Genomic DNA, 15,835 nt, shown 5'->3' with positions numbered 1-15,835 from the left:
GTTGGGGTTTTAAATTAATAATTTTGACGGATGCTGCCGGTTAAAAATTTCGTTGATTTTATTGAGCAAAATAACCTTTTTAATCAGGGCAGTAAAATACTTGCTGCAGTTAGCGGGGGTATGGATTCTGTTGTTATGGTTCATTTACTTAAGGCAGCAGGTTTTAATTTTGGCATAGCGCATTGTAATTTCCAGCTTCGCGGTGATGAATCAACCAGCGACGAGCAATTTTGCCACCAGCTGGCCCAGCAACTTGATGTACCTTTCCACACCATCCGTTTTGATACTTTAAAACATGTTGCCGATAATAAAGTTTCAACCCAAATGGCTGCGCGCACGTTACGTTACCAATGGTTTGAACAGGTAAGGCAGCAAGCTGGTTATTCTGTTATTGCGCTTGCGCACCACCAAAACGATGCAATTGAAACAATATTGTTAAACCTTACCCGTGGTACGGGCATTGCCGGCCTGCATGGTATTTTGCCGAAAAACGGATTGCTGGTGCGCCCTATGTTATTCTTAAACCGGGATGAGATCCGGCATCTTATTGAAGAAGTACAGATAACATACCGCGAAGACAGTTCAAATACTTCGGTAAAATATGCCCGTAATAAATTACGGTTAGAGGTTATCCCAAAGTTAAAAGAGCTAAACCCCGACCTTGAGCGCACCTTTGAAAGCAACCTTAACCACTTTCGCGAACTGGAATTATTGTTGGCGCAAAGAATAACCGAATTGAAAGACAAGCTTTTTATCCCTCACGGGGATGAGATCCATATTTTACTAAAAGAGCTTAAAGAACTGCATCCCCAACACCTGCTGCTTTTTAACCTGTTACAGGAGTATGGTGTTAACGAAACGCTTATTAATGACCTGATCTCTGCCTTAGACAAACACCCGGGCAGGGTTTTTGAAACAGGAGAATTCAGGCTGATACTTGACAGGGAGAAACTCATCGTAACAAAAAAAAGGATTGAAGTTCAACAGGAAGTACAAATAAATTTAAACGACCATACAATTAACTACGGGAGCTATAAGCTGCAAATTTTGCATGATGATAGTCCGCTTATTGTAAAAAACAATCCGATGGCAGTTTCTGTCGATGCTGATTTGTTGATATATCCGTTAACTTTGCGCCGGTGGAAAACGGGCGACTATTTCTTCCCCTTTGGGATGAAGGGCCGCAAAAAGGTGAGCGATTTTTTTATAGATCAGAAAGTTCCCCTGCACCAAAAAGATGAGATCCCATTGGTAATAAATGGTAACGGCGGGATAATATGGATTGGCGGATACCGTTCTGATGATCGTTACAAAGTTACCGATAACACTAAAAAAGTAACTATATTCGAATTAACGAATTTGAAGATGTGATGATTTGGAGATTTGAAAATGCACTAATTTGAAGGACCAGGTTGAGTGATCACTAATCTTCAAATTTTCAAATCAACAAATTTTCAAATTGTTTTATCTTCAAATCACCAAATCTTCAAATCAAAATGAGCGATAAACCGGCTTTTATTGAAAAACAATACCTCGGCAGGGAATTTATTCCAATTACCATTCGCCTGGTTTTAGCTATGTTTTGCTTTGCGGCTTATTTTTTTACCGATGAGCGCGAACGCAATGGCAACCTGCTGATCGTAGTTGGCTTTGCTATTATCATCATTTCAATTATAATGGGTTTTTTGCTCCATTTTCGTACCCGGATTGAAAATAAAAGCATTTTACTAAACGGGTTATGGACAACCCGCCTGGTAAAAATAGACCTTAACAGCATTGTTAAAGCAGAAAAAGGCGTATACAGCAGGTATTTATTTAATAACCCGGTGTACAACCTGCACACAAAAGGAACCATCCGTTTTTACACCGCCGGTAATGACGCTATCCACCTAACCGACAGGGATGGCCTTATCTATATTATCGGCTCGCAACATGCAAACGAATTTTTAAGAGCGATAAAAGAAGAGGTGAAGAAGTAGGTTAGGCATTGGTCATTTGGCATTAGTCATTGGTGAATTATCTGAAAGGACAAACTTTGGCAATGACCATCATTATCAAACTACCCCACAAATGACTAATGACACAATGACCAATGATTATCATTAGCAAACTACCCCACAAATGACTAATGCCAAATGACCAATGATTACCGAAGAACCAGGTCACTCCGCACCGGATAATGATCTGAGAGCTTTTTTTCGATGATCTGGTAGCTGCGCACATCAAATTGCGGACTTGCCATGATATAATCTATCTGGTAATTTGGGAAATCACCATTATAGGTACGGCCAAAGCCGGCGCCGCCTTCACGGAAGGCATTCTTTAAACCTTTCGCCATTTGGTTAACGGCGTATGATGCCGGGGTATCATTAAAATCGCCGGATATAATATATGGATATGGGCACTGCGCCGCGTGTTCTTTTATTTTAACCACCTGGTCGCTCCGTTTTATAAAGGCGATTTTTAATTTGCCTCCCAGCCTGCGGGCTGATGAGCCTTCTGCCTTGCCCTGCTTGGCTATGCTGTTCAAATACTTATAATCTTCAGGATCAAACCGAATAGACTGCAGGTGTATGCTATAAACCCTGAACTGCTTGTTGCCTTTTTTTATATCGATATACAAACAGGCGTTCTCTCCCACCTTGTTGGCAAACGGAACAATGCCATGTGCAGTTATAGGGAACTTTGAAAAAATGGCCATGCCAATAGCCTCCTGGCTGTTAGCTGTAGCAGGCTCAAAATAGTACCAGGTGGTTCCCATTATTTTCAAAATGGAATCGCGCATATCATACTGCCCGGCTTTACGGGTATAAAACTCCTGGATCCCTATCACGTCAGGCTGATTTTCGTTAATTAGCTGGAGGATCTCGTGCTTGGTTGAGATATCATTATTTGAGCCATAACGCTTAAAATTATGCACATTATAGGTCATAACATTTATAACCGTTTGGCCTGGACCACTTGAGTAAGATGAAGGTCCGTGTAACTGGAAATTATTAAGCAACACATTATATCCAATGGCTATGCAAACCACAGATATCATAAAATACCAGCTTTTTCGCAGTGCCCAGTAAACGATGAAGATAAGGCTGATCAGTAACAATAAGGGATAAGCCAACCCAAAAAAAGCAATTATCCAGATCGTTTTGGGATCAACAACCGGAGCAAGGTAGCTGATCAATAATGCAAAGCACAACAGGCCGTTTAGCCATAGGATGATTTTATCAATAAAGGATAGCTTTTTTTTAACCTTCATTATTGCTGGCCCGGAATAATATTTCTTTTTCCTGTTTATTCAGGCTGTCATATCCCGATTGTGAAATCTTATCTAAGATAACATCTATTTCTTCTTGTCGCGGCTTTCCATCCGTTTTTCCTGATGAATTTTTTGAAACCACTTTTAATTTGGGCCTTGCTTTAAAAATATTTGCAATCCCGGCAACCCAGTCGTTACCTTTTTGCACCTGTTTAATATATACAAAACCCATTAGCGCGCCGCCCATATGTGCAATTTCGCCACCGGCATTTGGGCCCACTATTCCAAAAAAATCAATAAGCAAAATAAATAACGCAATCCATTTTAGTTTAACCGGTCCTATTAAAATTAAGGAGATGGTATAATTGGGCAGCAGGGTAGCTGTGCCAATAATTATGGCCATTACACTTGCAGAGGCACCTACCAGGGGCGCACTTTCACCGGCAAACAATGGCAAGGTATTATAACACAAAATAAATAAAAACGCACCTGCCAAGCCCCCCATAAGATACAAACCTACAGTTCGTTTTTTGCCAAGATATTCTTCAAAGATCTGCCCAAACCAGTAAAGCCACAGCATGTTGAACAGGATATGGAAAATACCCGCATGCATAAACATATAGGTTATGGGCGTCCAGAAATGAGTAAGAAGGACGCGTAAATTGGATGGTAATAAAAGATATTCCGTACTGTAAAATTCAATTATACCGGTTTTGAAAAAAAATTTACCTAAAGTGTCTGCAATATTTATCAGCAAAAAAACAAAAACATTGATACCAATAAGCAAGTTCAGTTTACTGTCAGACCGCAGCACTTTGTATTGTATATTTTGCCAGAGGGTGCTCATGATATTTAATCCTTATAGCTGATAACTAATATTTTAGAAAAAAGTTGTTGGCTATTTTCTATTTTACAATTTGTAAACAGTTAATGCCTTTATTTTGATTGAAAAAATTATTGGAGCCGCCGTAAGCCCCATGCTTTTATCAGGATAAAACCAAATAATGCGCCGCCTATGTGTGCAAAGTGGGCAACGGAATCGCCCGTGTTCTGTTTAAAGCCTAAATAAATTTCGAGTAGTAAATAAAAGGACACCAGGTATTTGGCCTTTATCGGGACCGGAATAAAAAGTATCATTAATTCCATGTTGGGATAAAGCATCCCAAAAGCAACCAATATCCCGAATATTGCCCCGGAAGCACCCACAAGTGGCGCCACATAGATGCCATAGAGTTTTTCCGCTTGGTAAACTTGCAGTGAATCGGGAACGCGAAGCTGACTGAGCAGATGCTTATCGGTAGCAGTGATAGTAAATGCCCCTACAATATTATGCACCTCAATAGCCTGAACAAACATTTGAAGCATGCCGGCACCGATGCCACAAATGAAGTAAAAGTTCAGAAACTTTTTTGGGCCGATTGAATATTCCAAAATAGGCCCAAATGAAAACAAGGCGAACATATTAAACAAGATATGTTCAAAGCCTCCATGCATAAACATATAGCTAATAAATTGCCATGGCCTAAAACCCGGTGAGTCAAAGTAAAATTCGCCGAATAGCTGAGTGACAGGCCCCCTAGATGATTGATGGTCAATCAGTAAATAGGCAAGAAAAAATATGATATTAATGATCAGCAGGTTTTTTACAACCGGTGTTAAATTGGCGAAAGGTGATTGCCTTGAATTCATAATATAAATATAGTATTAGGCCCCGGGGCTATTTTTCAAATCGTTCTAAAAGTTCGTTCAGTGTAAAAGTAGTAATTACCAGCTTACCGTTCAATGCAAGGTTTGGCATCTGGCAGGCAAAAAGCTGATCAATCAATATATTCATTTCTTCTAATGACATCTTTACTCCTGCTTTTGTTGCAGCGTTACGCGCCAGCGACCGTGCAAGGCTGTCGCGCTTATCCAGCTTTAATATCGACTGGTTATTTTTAAAGCCTTCCAGCAACTGTTCCAAGATCTCGTGTTCCGAGGCATTGTTTAAATCGGCCGGAATACCCTCAACCACTACCGTATTTTTGCCAAATTCCCTAATATCAAATCCCAGCGCACGAATATCGGGTAAAAGTTCTTTTAAAAGCTCAAAATCACTGCTATTTAATGTAACTGATTGCGGAAACAAGCTTTGCTGGCTAACCCCCGAATGATTTTGCAGTTGCTGTAAAAAACGTTCGTACAAAATACGTTCGTGTGCCGCCTGCTGGTGGATGAGCATAAAGCCCGATTTTATCTGCGAAAGGATAAACCGGTTCTGAATCTGGAAAAGCTGCCGCTCACTTGGTTTATTTATTTCCTGCTCATCCGCAACAATGCTTATTTCTTCATAAACCTGATGTTGTATGCTATCCTCTTTTTTACTGATCTCGTAAAGCGTATCCCAATTTTTAGGGATCGGTGAGCTGCGGTAATCGCCGTTGCTGCGTAAGGATGGCGCTTCCCGTTCTGCCCGGTTATCCGTATTAAAAGGATTAAAATCCGGGTTGAAGGTAATGGTAGGCGGAATAATTTCTTCCAATGGTTTAAGGGTAACCAGGTGCTCAATACTGTTTTCCTGGTCAAAGTCCAGGCTTGGCGTAATGTTATACCGTCCCAAAGAACGCTTTACAGCCGACCTAACTATAGCATAAATGGTTTGCTCATCCTGGTATTTTATTTCCGTTTTTGTGGGATGAACGTTAATATCAATCTTAGCCGGATCAATCTCCATAAACAATACATACAGCGGAAAGGTATCTTCAGGTAACAATTCCTTGAAGGCCATCAGTACCGCATGGTTTAAATAAGCATCCTTTATAAACCGGTTGTTTACAAAAAAGAATTGCTCGCCGCGTGTTCTGCGGGCAAACTCGGGTTTGCCAACAAAGCCCTGCAGCTTAACCACCATGGTATCTTCCTCAACCGGTACCAGCCGCTCATTATAATTATTGCCAAATAAATGGATAATGCGCTGTTTAACGGTTGTGGCTGGTAAGTGATAAACCTCCTGTCCGTTATGGTGCAGGGTAAAAAATACCTGCGGATTAGCCAAAGCTATCCGCTGCAGCTCATCAATAATATACCGCATCTCAACCGCATTACTTTTTAAGAAGTTGCGGCGGGCGGGTGTGTTGTAAAATAAATTTTTGATAGATATAGAAGTTCCCGGGTTAGCCGAGCAGGCCTCCTGGCTTATCACTTCCGATCCTTCAATAAATATGCAGGTGCCCAGTTCATCCTCTACCCTGCGGGTTTTTAGCTCAACCTGCGCAATAGCGGCTATTGATGCCATGGCCTCGCCCCTGAAACCCATAGTACGGATGGCAAAAAGATCTTCGGCCTTGCGGATCTTTGAAGTAGCATGCCGCTCAAAGCACATACGGGCATCGGTAACACTCATGCCACAGCCATTATCAATGATCTGGATCAATGATTTCCCGGCATCTTTTATGATCAGCTGGATCTTATCTGCCCCTGCGTCTATCGAATTCTCTATAAGTTCTTTTACCGCTGATGCCGGCCTTTGAACCACTTCGCCTGCGGCTATCTGGTTGGCAACGGAATCCGGTAAAAGCTGTATGATGTCTGACATTTCGTAAAAGTTCCCTTCAATTGCGTTTTCGGTGCTAAATTAATTATTTCACCGCATAACTTCAACGGATTAAAATCCGTTGCTACAATATTGGCCGAGGCTATGCCTCTGGATCGATCGCTTTATGAAATAAATCTAAACCCGAATCTAAAGAGCCCATAGGCCCCGGCATATTTTGTGACAACGGATTTTAATCCGTTGCAAACAAGGCATTCGGGATCTATGCCATATGATCAATGTCAATAATTTAATCATTTCCTTCTCTCTTTACCGTTTGCGGAAGAGAGGGAAGGTCCACGAAGCGTTGACCGGGTGAGTAAATTCTGCGAACGATATTCACACAATTGCATATACGCTACTGCATGTCGCAGAGTTGACTCACCCGACATTGCTTCGCTCGTCGACCTCTCTTCGCTGCGCGTAAAGAGGTAAGGAATTACCAGTTCCTGCTTCTTTAGCAAAGACGCCTCGAGCAGGTAACAACGCATTTTTCAACCCTAAATACCAAATTAATTATTTCACCGCATAACTTTATGTATTTGAATTTGTATATAGTTTTGTAGTTTACATGTTTTATTATTTAATCCGTCCCTATGAAGAAATTATGGCCCGTTCTTTTACTGCTGACACTTGCTTGTAAACAAAAAGATTATAACGCTGATCTGTTGGTTAAGAATGCATTAGTATATACTGTCGACAGCAAATTCAGTACAGCTGAAGCTTTTGTAGTAACTGCCGGAAAGATAGTAGCGGTTGGCAATGCGGATACTTTGGAAGAAAAATATTTGGCCCGCCAGGTTATTGATGCGGGTGGTAAAGCGGTGTATCCTGGTTTTATAGACGCTCATGCTCATTTTTATGAATACGGACTGAGTTTGCAGGAAGCTGATTTGGACAATACCAAAAGCTGGCAGGAGGTTATTGATTCTGTAGGATCATTCGCACGAAAAAATCCTGAAGGCTGGATAGTTGGCCATGGATGGGATCAAAATAAATGGACAGTAAAACAGTTTCCTGATAAGGCAAAACTTGATTCCATGTTCCCGGCAAGGCCGGTAATGTTAACCCGGATTGACGGGCATGCCATAATGGTTAACCAGGCAGCCTTAAATATAGCAGGAGTTAAACCAGGCCAAACCATTATAGGTGGTAAAATTGAAACTATAAATGGCAAGCTTACCGGTTTGATGATCGATAATGCAGAAGGCATAATCACCCGTAAAATACCACCGCCTACTGAACAGATCACTCAATCGGCATTTTTGGGAGCGCAAAAAAACTGCTTTGCAGTAGGCTTAACCACTATTGATGATTGCGGACTGCCATACGCCATGGTAAATACCATAGCGCAATTACAGCACAAAGGCGCATTAAAAATGCGGATGTATGTGATGCTTTCAGATGCCCCGGAGAACTACGAATATTTATTTAAACGCGGCGCTTATAAAACGCCATCGCTGGATGTACGAGCGTTTAAGGTTTATGCTGATGGTGCGCTTGGCTCAAGAGGGGCCTGCCTGTTGCAGCCCTATGCCGACCAAAAAAACTGGAGCGGATTTTTACTGAGCCAGCAAAAGCATTTTGAAGAGGTAGCAAAAAAGATAGCAGATCATGGCTTCCAGATGTGTACCCATGCCATTGGCGATTCGGCAAATCGGGTGATATTAAAGGTGTACGCAAGTGTGTTAAAAGGTAAAAACGATAAGCGCTGGCGCGTTGAACACTCGCAGATCATATCGCCGGAGGATGTTAAGTATTTTGGCGATTACAATATTATTCCCTCAGTACAGCCAACCCATGCTACATCTGATATGTATTGGGCCGGTACACGCTTGGGCAAAAAACGTTTAAAAACAGCATATGCCTATAAGCAATTGCTTGAACAAAATGGGTGGATGCCTTTAGGCACTGATTTCCCGGTTGAAAACATTAACCCTATGTATACCTTTTATGCAGCAGTTGAACGCAAGGACCTGAAAGGATACCCCGAAGGCGGTTTCCAAATGGAAAATGCGATTAGCCGCAAAGAAGCGTTACAGGGTATAACCATTTGGGCAGCCAAAGCAAATTTCGAAGAAAAAGAAAAGGGAAGTATTGAGCCCGGCAAATATGCCGACTTTGTAATATTGGACAATGATATTATGAAGGCAAAGGGTTCGGCCTTACCTAGTGTTAAAGTTTTAAAAACATTTATAAACGGAGAGCAGGTATATGAGAAAAAATAAATGGCGTTTATACCCATTAATAATTTTAACCGGATTCATATTATTTAATTCTGCCTGCGCACAAAATCCGCCATTCACAGGCCTGGCATATGTAAACGAAGAAAAGCTGGCCGAAAAAGCCACCGTATTATTAAACAACGCATCGTATTTAATCCCGCTGCAAAACCTGGAGGAGCAAAAAATTGCCAGCATCCATTTTACAAATTTGTATGCAGCGGGTTTTGATAGCCTGTTAAATAAATACGCTAAGGTTGCCATATATAAGGGCAGTGATTATTCAGGCTTAAAAAGCCTTGATGACCTGTCGTCTGACCTGAAATTTTACAATACCATCATCGTTCAGCTAAATGATGCCGATCTGAACAATCCGCAGGTTACAGACTTTATCAATACCAATAAAAAAGTTAAAAATGTAATTGTAGCCTTGTTTGGCAGCAGTAATGCCCTGGCAAAATTAACCAACGCCGGTGTACCGGTTGTGTGGTGTGAGCGGATCTCGCCTGTTACCGCATTTTATAGCGCCCAGGCTATATTTGGAGGTGTTGCGGTTACGCAGAAGTTAAGTAAGGATCTATCTCCGTTATACAAAAAGGGGATGGGTTTTATCACCTCAAAAATCCGTTTACAATATACTGTGCCGGAAGATGCCGGGATCAGTTCGTCAAATCTTATTGGCATTGATAATATAGCAAGCGAAGCCATGCTTAACCAGGCTACCCCGGGTTGCGTGGTTTTAGTTGCAAAAGATGGCAAAGTGATATTTAATAAGGCATATGGCTACCATACTTATAGCAAAACCCTGCCCGATAAGCTGACCGATATTTTTGATGTGGCATCAATGACCAAGATCTCGGCAACAACCATGGAAGCCATGATGTTAACCGACCAGGGTAAACTAAATGTTGACTCTACTGTTGGCAATTATCTGCCGCAGGCACGTAAAACCAATAAAAACGACATTAAAGTGCGTGAGATTTTGGAACACCAGGCCGGCCTGATCCCTGATATTCCAACCTTTGATAATATAAAACCAACAGACCATACTACAGATTCATCTACTCTTTTTCCAACCAGGGTTAATGACAATTATTTTTTGCGAAAAGACTATTTTAAAGAGGTGATGTGGCCTGAAATGCTGAACTCTCCGCTTAGAACAAGAGGACAGTACGTTTACAGCGACCTCAGCATGTGTTTTATGCAGCAGATTGAGGAAACACTCACCTCAACACCGCTAAATGTTTTTGTTCAGGAACAATTTTATGAACCACTAGGGATGCAAACTGCAGGTTTTTTACCCCTTTACCGTTTTACACCTGATCAGATTCCTCCAACCGAGGACGATAAAAAGGACAGGCATGCATTGCTTGATGGTTATGTGCATGATCCAACCGCTGCTTTAATGGGTGGTGTCGCCGGTCATGCAGGCTTGTTTGCCAGTGCAAATGACTTGGCTATTTTATACCAGATGATGCTGAACCGGGGTACCTATGGCGGTGTTGAATACATAAAACCCGGAACGGTAGATCAGTTCACAGCCAAACAATCAGCTGTAAGCCGCCGTGGTTTAGGCTTTGACAGATGGGACCCAATAGCCGACAGGCATTACCCATCACAATTGGCATCAACCGAGACCTACGGGCATACCGGCTTTACCGGCACTTGCGTTTGGGTTGACCCTAAATATAACCTGGTTTATATATTTTTATCAAACCGCGTACACCCGGATGTGAGCAGCAAGCTATCCAGCCTGAATATCCGGCCAAGGATCCAGGACGTGGTTTACCAGGCCATTCAGAAAGGAATGTAGAGGGGGGATTTCGGATGTTCGATTTCGGATTTTATTTTTGAACCATGATTTGCTTGATTAAAAGATTTCTTGATTCTCTTCAGCAACATGAATCAGGTAATCCTAAAATCCTTTAATCATGGTTCAAATAAGATTAGTAAATTTGAATAGATAAACCAATTTCCAAATCCGAAATCGAACATCCGAAATGAAATATAGCACCATCCCGCCCCCATTAACCCTAAAGCCTTATGTAAGGTGCTTTTGGGTGCTGGAGCATAATTTTGGTGCGGATGAAGATTCATACATCTACCGTTCAATTGCGGACGGTTGTGTAGAGATGGTGTTTCATTACCAGGCTGCGTTTGATGAGTTGATTACTAATGAGCCTGCACACAACTGGCAGTCGGGCATTCACTTTCAATCGAGTAAATACAGGCGGTTTGAAACCAGGCAAAGCTTTGGCATTTTTGGCGCATATATTTATCCTTTTGCTGTTCCTTATCTTTTTAATACTCCATCCGAAAAAACCAGTAATGAAATGCTCGACCTGGATACATTTTTAGGGTTGGCAGGCAAAGAACTCGAAGAAAAAATAATGACGGCCGGTAATAATAACAAAAGGGCCGAAATACTGGCAACATTCCTGGAGAAGCGTTTGCAACATGCCCGTTTAAAAGATGATACCATCGCAGCCTCAATAAAACACGTAATTCACTCCGGCGAAATAAGCTCGGTTGAGCAGCTGGCATACCGGTTTAACCTCTCCACCCGGCAGTTCGACAGGAAATTTAAGGAGTATGCGGGCTTTAGTCCCAAAATGTATATGCGGTTGGTACGTTTAGGCAATGCGCTGAAACAACAGGGGAACAATAAATCATTAAGCCGTATAGCCTATGAATGCGGTTATTATGATCAATCACACTTTATACATGATGTTAAGGCCTTTACAGGCTATCATCCCGGCTTTTATTTCTCAGGCAAAGCCGAAGGGACAGAATACTTATATGTTTAAAACGTCTGGTTTTTACAATTTATTTGATATTGGGTTTGATAAATTTGACTAAAATTAAATCCGAAATAAATCAAATCATTTATGAAAACAGTAAATATCCCCGAAGGCTATCAACAAATAATGCCTTACCTGATAGTTGAAAATGCAGCCGCATTTATCAGCTTTACCCAAAAGGTGTTTGACGCCACAGAAAAATTAAAAACCATGCGCGACGAGCATACCATTATGCATGCCGAAATAAGGGTTAGTGAAAGCGTAATAATGTTGGCAGACGCTACCGACCAGTTTAAACAACAAAACGCAGGTTTATTTATTTATGTAGACGACTGCGATACCGTTTTTCAAAAAGCTCTGGATAATGGCGCAACCACTGTAATGGAACCCGCAGACCAAAGCTATGGCCGCAGCGGTGGTGTTAAAGACGCCTTTGGCAATACATGGTGGATAACAAGCGTAGCCTGATTCCTGTACAATTGCCCAAATCGGAATTTATTAACCCTTTCGCCAGTTCAGGTGCCCCCGCTTAAATTAACTCATGGAGCATAATTAAGCGTGGGCACTTAAAAGGCGGGGCAGCATTTAACGTACTTTGTAATTAAAACGGCACAATTACTTTAAAACTAATGTTCCTGCCTATATTATAAATGCCTAAATGTCCATTTGGCGAAGCTGAATAATATTCAAAGTATTTTAACCGGTTTAAGTTGGATTGATAAACGATGTTAAACAGGTTATCGGCCTGTAAAAACAGTTCAAAAAGTGTTTTATCTGCCCTGTTTTTGATGGTGGCGCCTGTGCCAGCGTTAAACAGCGTATAGCCGGGGGTGGCAGTTTCTGTATGATCGAGGGCATAAAAATGATTTTGAGCTGCGTAAGCATCCATTTCTGCTTTGAAATAGATTTTTGAAAACGGGCCTAATGACCGCTGGAGTGTTGCCTTTATCTCTGACCGGGTATGTAGCGGAGGAATAAAAGGCAAATATTTGCCCGCACCGTTTGATACATCAACCAATTGCTGATTTTCATTGATACCTGCAACATAAGCCAGGCTGTTATTCAGGGCCAGCCATTTTATGGTATGCGGATGCAGGTTAATAGTCAGTTCAGCGCCGTAGAGGCGGGCTTTGGATTGCTGGTACTCATATGTGCTGTTGCCCGGCACAATCACTACCGGCGTACCGTTGGCATCGGTTAATTTAGCCTGGTAAATGTAATTATCAATATGGTTATTAAAAAGCTCCGCTACCAGGTCAACATCCTTTAAATAAGCGATAAACCCAATGTCTTCCTGTAAACTAAACTCAGGATTAAAGCTCCGGTTGCCGAGGTAAACTATATGGGCGCCTGGGTCAAGCCCGTTCGAGCCAATCTCCGTAATATTGGGCGCACGGTAACCGCGTGCTACGTTGGCTTTTAACAATAAGCGGTCGCTTATGTTATAAGTTAAACCCAGGCTACCTGAAAATCCCTGGTAAACATGTTTAAACGCCGGGAACTGTAAATGCGCACCCGAAGTGTCCGGCAGCCTAACCTGCTGCTCAAACCCATTTTGTGGATTGGGGCCCACGTAGAAATTGCTCCAGTGGATGTGCCGGTTATCATAACGGACCCCACCGGATATATCCACCTTACCTATAGTTTTCCTTGCAAAAAGAAAAGCGCCCGCATCAAATAAATTGTAATCCGGTATTGGAAAATCAGTTGCTGCCTTGCTGCGATTGGCCTGGTACATCCCGTTTATTCCAATGGTGCTTTCTATCCCGGTGATGGCCGGCAGGTTATACCTCAGGTCATAATTCAGCGTATTCAATACTACGTATAATCCGGCTTGCTCAGGTAAGGTTGGATGATCGTATTCCCTGCGGATGCTTTGCTGTAACCCGAGTGAGGCATTCAGGCTGCTTTCTCCCAATTTAATTTCGTTATGGCTGTAAATGCGATAATGCTGAATGTGCTGGTGCAGGGGCGATATGGCGTAGCTTTTAAATTCATTATTACTAACTATGGGGCGGTTTTTGATATCATCATTAGCAATTTCATTTACCTGTTTGGTAAACTGCCGGGTTAGCGAATCGCGGCTGCCATCGGGTATTTCCTGTTGATTGTCATAAAGTGTGGCGCCTACCTGGGCGTAACCCCACTTTTTATCTGTCCTGGCTATAGCCGAGAGGTTATATTCCCTGAAACCTGTATTGTAAACGGGACCGTCAATCTTATTGGAATAATCATAAGCCATTTTACTTGTAGCCCTGAAAGCATAGTTCCAGTCGTTGTTTTTATAGGATAAGCCAACTGAGGCACCGATCATACCGTTATTGGAGTGACGGTCGAAAACCCAGTCGCCCTTCAAAACGCCATCTTTGCCATTCGGGATAGCAGGGATAAGGTTAATAACTCCGGCAAGCGCATCCGATCCATAGGTTAAACTGGCTGGCCCTTTAATTACTTCGGCCCTGTTAATGGCATACTGGTCAATTTCTATACCGTGTTCATCGCCCCATTGCTGCCCTTCCTGTCTGATCCCGTCATACAAGGTGAGCACCCGGTTATAACCCAGGCCACGGATAAAAGGCTTGGAGATATTTGGCCCCGTGGTTACTGCGTTTACACCGGGCACACCTTTTACAATTGCATCAATGATGTTGTTATTTACGTTCTCATTCATTTCTTTTTTGGTCATTACCGCTATTGGTACCGGGTTACGGCGTAATTCTGTAGCCCTTGACACACCGGTTATAACCACCTCGCTCAGTTTTGAGCTATTCCCTTTCAGGTTAGCATTCAATAGGGTAACCAGCCCGGCATGGATCAGTATTTTAAATTTTTCGGCAGTATATCCTACTGCTGAATACATAACTTCACAAGTGCCCGGTGTTACGTTTTTAAGTTCAAAGTAACCCTTTTCATTAGCAGTGGTACCTATTGATGTGCCGGTTAACACCACAGTAGCAAAGGGAAGCGGCTCGCTGCCCGAAGTTATTACGCCCTTTAATGAACCATTTTGTGCAGAAACAATTGCGGGCAGGAATAATATAAAGTATAGATATAGTTTTTTCATTTTGTAACACATATATTAATAATTACACAAAACAAATAAATAAAATTAGGTATACCTAATTTTATTTATTTAAATTTATTTAATTACTTTTGTGATGAGTCAAATTAATCCGAATGAATACCTTTTCTGAAGAAAACTATCTGAAAGCGATCCTGCGCCTGTCACAAAAAACCGGTGAAAAGATCAGCCTGACAGCCATTGCGGAAGTACTGGGTAATAATGCTGCCTCTGTAGTTGATATGATCCGTAAACTGAGCGATAAGCAGCTAATTGAGTATGATAAGAAAAAGGGTGTCAGGCTAACACCCCAGGGATTAAAAGATTCTATACTTATTGTGCGAAAACACCGGCTCTGGGAAGTTTTTTTACTTGAAAAATTGGGTTACCATTGGGATGAGATCCATGACATTGCCGAAGAACTGGAGCATATAAGCGACGCAACGCTAGCCGACAGGTTAGACCAATTTCTTGGTTTTCCTGAATATGACCCGCATGGCGACCCTATCCCCAAAGCTAATGGTAAACTCCCTAAAACATACACTGTGAGCCTGGCCGATGCCAAAACAGGTGCTTTATGCAGGGTAGCTGCCGTTAGGGATACAAGCGCTTCCTTCCTGCAATACCTTGTAAAGTTGGGCATTGGTATCGGTACACAAATACAGGTATTGGAAAAGATTAGCTTTGACAATTCACTGGTCATCCGTATTAACGAACAGGAAAAAACTACCGTATCGCAAAAATTTGGGGATAATATTTTGATCAGTTAAGCTCCAATAAAAAAATCCGAGATCGAACATTCGGCATCCGAAATCAATCCAAATCATTTTACATCCGCATAACACTATTCCAATAAATTGCTGTTAAACTTGTACTAATGAATTAGCTTGGGCAAAAAACGTAAATTAGCTTAACGCTGGTTCA

General features: G+C 41.9%; 12 protein-coding genes. 7 read left to right on the top strand and 5 right to left on the bottom strand.

Features of this window, described 5'->3' with window-relative positions; translation table 11 throughout:
- The first annotated feature begins 30 nt into the window (after positions 1-30).
- Positions 31-1,371 carry a tRNA lysidine(34) synthetase TilS gene (gene tilS, locus BUE31_RS28920; protein WP_073407369.1) on the top strand — a complete coding sequence of 447 codons (1,341 nt, stop codon included), beginning with the start codon at positions 31-33 and terminating at the stop codon, positions 1,369-1,371.
- Positions 1,372-1,496: 125 nt separating this feature from the next.
- Complete coding sequence (locus tag BUE31_RS28915) at positions 1,497-1,979, top strand: hypothetical protein (protein WP_073407368.1); 483 nt, start codon at positions 1,497-1,499, stop codon at positions 1,977-1,979.
- Positions 1,980-2,146: 167 nt separating this feature from the next.
- Here the strand turns inward: BUE31_RS28915 and BUE31_RS28910 are convergent, their stop codons facing one another.
- The 4 genes from BUE31_RS28910 to mutL all read right to left on the bottom strand — a co-directional run bounded on the left by BUE31_RS28910 (position 2,147) and on the right by mutL (position 6,830).
- Entirely contained in the window at positions 2,147-3,256 is a 1,110-nt protein-coding gene (locus BUE31_RS28910) for an endonuclease/exonuclease/phosphatase family protein (RefSeq protein WP_073407367.1), read from the bottom strand.
- A complete protein-coding gene (locus tag BUE31_RS28905; protein ID WP_073407366.1) occupies positions 3,246-4,103 on the bottom strand; it encodes a rhomboid family protein in 858 nt (285 codons plus the stop codon). The genes BUE31_RS28910 and BUE31_RS28905 overlap by 11 nt, the downstream gene beginning before the upstream one ends.
- A 107-nt stretch (positions 4,104-4,210) precedes the next feature.
- A complete protein-coding gene (locus tag BUE31_RS28900; RefSeq protein ID WP_073407365.1) occupies positions 4,211-4,945 on the bottom strand; it encodes a rhomboid family intramembrane serine protease in 735 nt (244 codons plus the stop codon).
- A 28-nt stretch (positions 4,946-4,973) separates the two neighbouring features.
- Positions 4,974-6,830 carry a DNA mismatch repair endonuclease MutL gene (gene mutL / locus BUE31_RS28895; RefSeq protein ID WP_073407364.1) on the bottom strand — a complete coding sequence of 619 codons (1,857 nt, stop codon included), beginning with the start codon at positions 6,828-6,830 and terminating at the stop codon, positions 4,974-4,976.
- Positions 6,831-7,423: 593 nt separating this feature from the next.
- On the opposite strand from mutL, the gene BUE31_RS28890 reads away from it, so the two are divergent.
- From BUE31_RS28890 to BUE31_RS28875, 4 genes are all read left to right on the top strand, one after another.
- On the top strand, positions 7,424-9,055 hold the full coding sequence (locus tag BUE31_RS28890) for an amidohydrolase (RefSeq protein WP_073407363.1): 1,632 nt from the start codon (positions 7,424-7,426) through the stop codon (positions 9,053-9,055).
- Complete coding sequence (locus tag BUE31_RS28885; RefSeq protein WP_073407362.1) at positions 9,042-10,862, top strand: serine hydrolase domain-containing protein; 1,821 nt, start codon at positions 9,042-9,044, stop codon at positions 10,860-10,862. Before BUE31_RS28890 ends, BUE31_RS28885 begins: the two co-directional genes overlap by 14 nt.
- A 187-nt stretch (positions 10,863-11,049) precedes the next feature.
- A complete protein-coding gene (locus BUE31_RS28880; protein ID WP_073407361.1) occupies positions 11,050-11,856 on the top strand; it encodes a helix-turn-helix domain-containing protein in 807 nt (268 codons plus the stop codon).
- A gap of 81 nt (positions 11,857-11,937) precedes the next feature.
- Positions 11,938-12,318, top strand: coding sequence for a VOC family protein (locus tag BUE31_RS28875; protein WP_073407360.1), 381 nt, complete (start codon positions 11,938-11,940; stop codon positions 12,316-12,318).
- Positions 12,319-12,451: 133 nt separating this feature from the next.
- Here the strand turns inward: BUE31_RS28875 and BUE31_RS28870 are convergent, their stop codons facing one another.
- Positions 12,452-14,914: a TonB-dependent receptor gene (locus BUE31_RS28870; RefSeq protein ID WP_073407359.1), complete on the bottom strand. Its 2,463-nt coding sequence runs from the start codon at positions 14,912-14,914 to the stop codon at positions 12,452-12,454.
- A gap of 113 nt (positions 14,915-15,027) precedes the next feature.
- On the opposite strand from BUE31_RS28870, the gene BUE31_RS28865 reads away from it, so the two are divergent.
- Positions 15,028-15,681, top strand: a complete 654-nt coding sequence (locus BUE31_RS28865) for a metal-dependent transcriptional regulator (protein WP_073407358.1) — start codon at positions 15,028-15,030, stop codon at positions 15,679-15,681.
- Positions 15,682-15,835 lie beyond the last annotated feature (154 nt).

Source organism: Mucilaginibacter sp. OK098, assembly GCF_900142915.1.
Lineage (GTDB): Bacteria > Bacteroidota > Bacteroidia > Sphingobacteriales > Sphingobacteriaceae > Mucilaginibacter.
Note: the sequence above shows the minus strand (reverse complement) of the source record. Positions and strands in the feature narration are given on the sequence as shown.

What these genes read in the sequence shown, in the direction of transcription:
- BUE31_RS28915 (WP_073407368.1), top strand. Translation starts at nt 1,497, where the DNA reads ATGAGCGATAAACCGGCTTTTATTGAAAAACAATACCTCGGCAGGGAA.
- mutL (WP_073407364.1), bottom strand. Translation starts at nt 6,830, where the DNA reads ATGTCAGACATCATACAGCTTTTACCGGATTCCGTTGCCAACCAGATA.
- BUE31_RS28880 (WP_073407361.1), top strand. Translation starts at nt 11,050, where the DNA reads ATGAAATATAGCACCATCCCGCCCCCATTAACCCTAAAGCCTTATGTA.
- BUE31_RS28885 (WP_073407362.1), top strand. Translation starts at nt 9,042, where the DNA reads ATGAGAAAAAATAAATGGCGTTTATACCCATTAATAATTTTAACCGGA.
- BUE31_RS28875 (WP_073407360.1), top strand. Translation starts at nt 11,938, where the DNA reads ATGAAAACAGTAAATATCCCCGAAGGCTATCAACAAATAATGCCTTAC.
- BUE31_RS28905 (WP_073407366.1), bottom strand. Translation starts at nt 4,103, where the DNA reads ATGAGCACCCTCTGGCAAAATATACAATACAAAGTGCTGCGGTCTGAC.
- tilS (WP_073407369.1), top strand. Translation starts at nt 31, where the DNA reads ATGCTGCCGGTTAAAAATTTCGTTGATTTTATTGAGCAAAATAACCTT.
- BUE31_RS28910 (WP_073407367.1), bottom strand. Translation starts at nt 3,256, where the DNA reads ATGAAGGTTAAAAAAAAGCTATCCTTTATTGATAAAATCATCCTATGG.
- BUE31_RS28900 (WP_073407365.1), bottom strand. Translation starts at nt 4,945, where the DNA reads ATGAATTCAAGGCAATCACCTTTCGCCAATTTAACACCGGTTGTAAAA.
- BUE31_RS28870 (WP_073407359.1), bottom strand. Translation starts at nt 14,914, where the DNA reads ATGAAAAAACTATATCTATACTTTATATTATTCCTGCCCGCAATTGTT.
- BUE31_RS28890 (WP_073407363.1), top strand. Translation starts at nt 7,424, where the DNA reads ATGAAGAAATTATGGCCCGTTCTTTTACTGCTGACACTTGCTTGTAAA.
- BUE31_RS28865 (WP_073407358.1), top strand. Translation starts at nt 15,028, where the DNA reads ATGAATACCTTTTCTGAAGAAAACTATCTGAAAGCGATCCTGCGCCTG.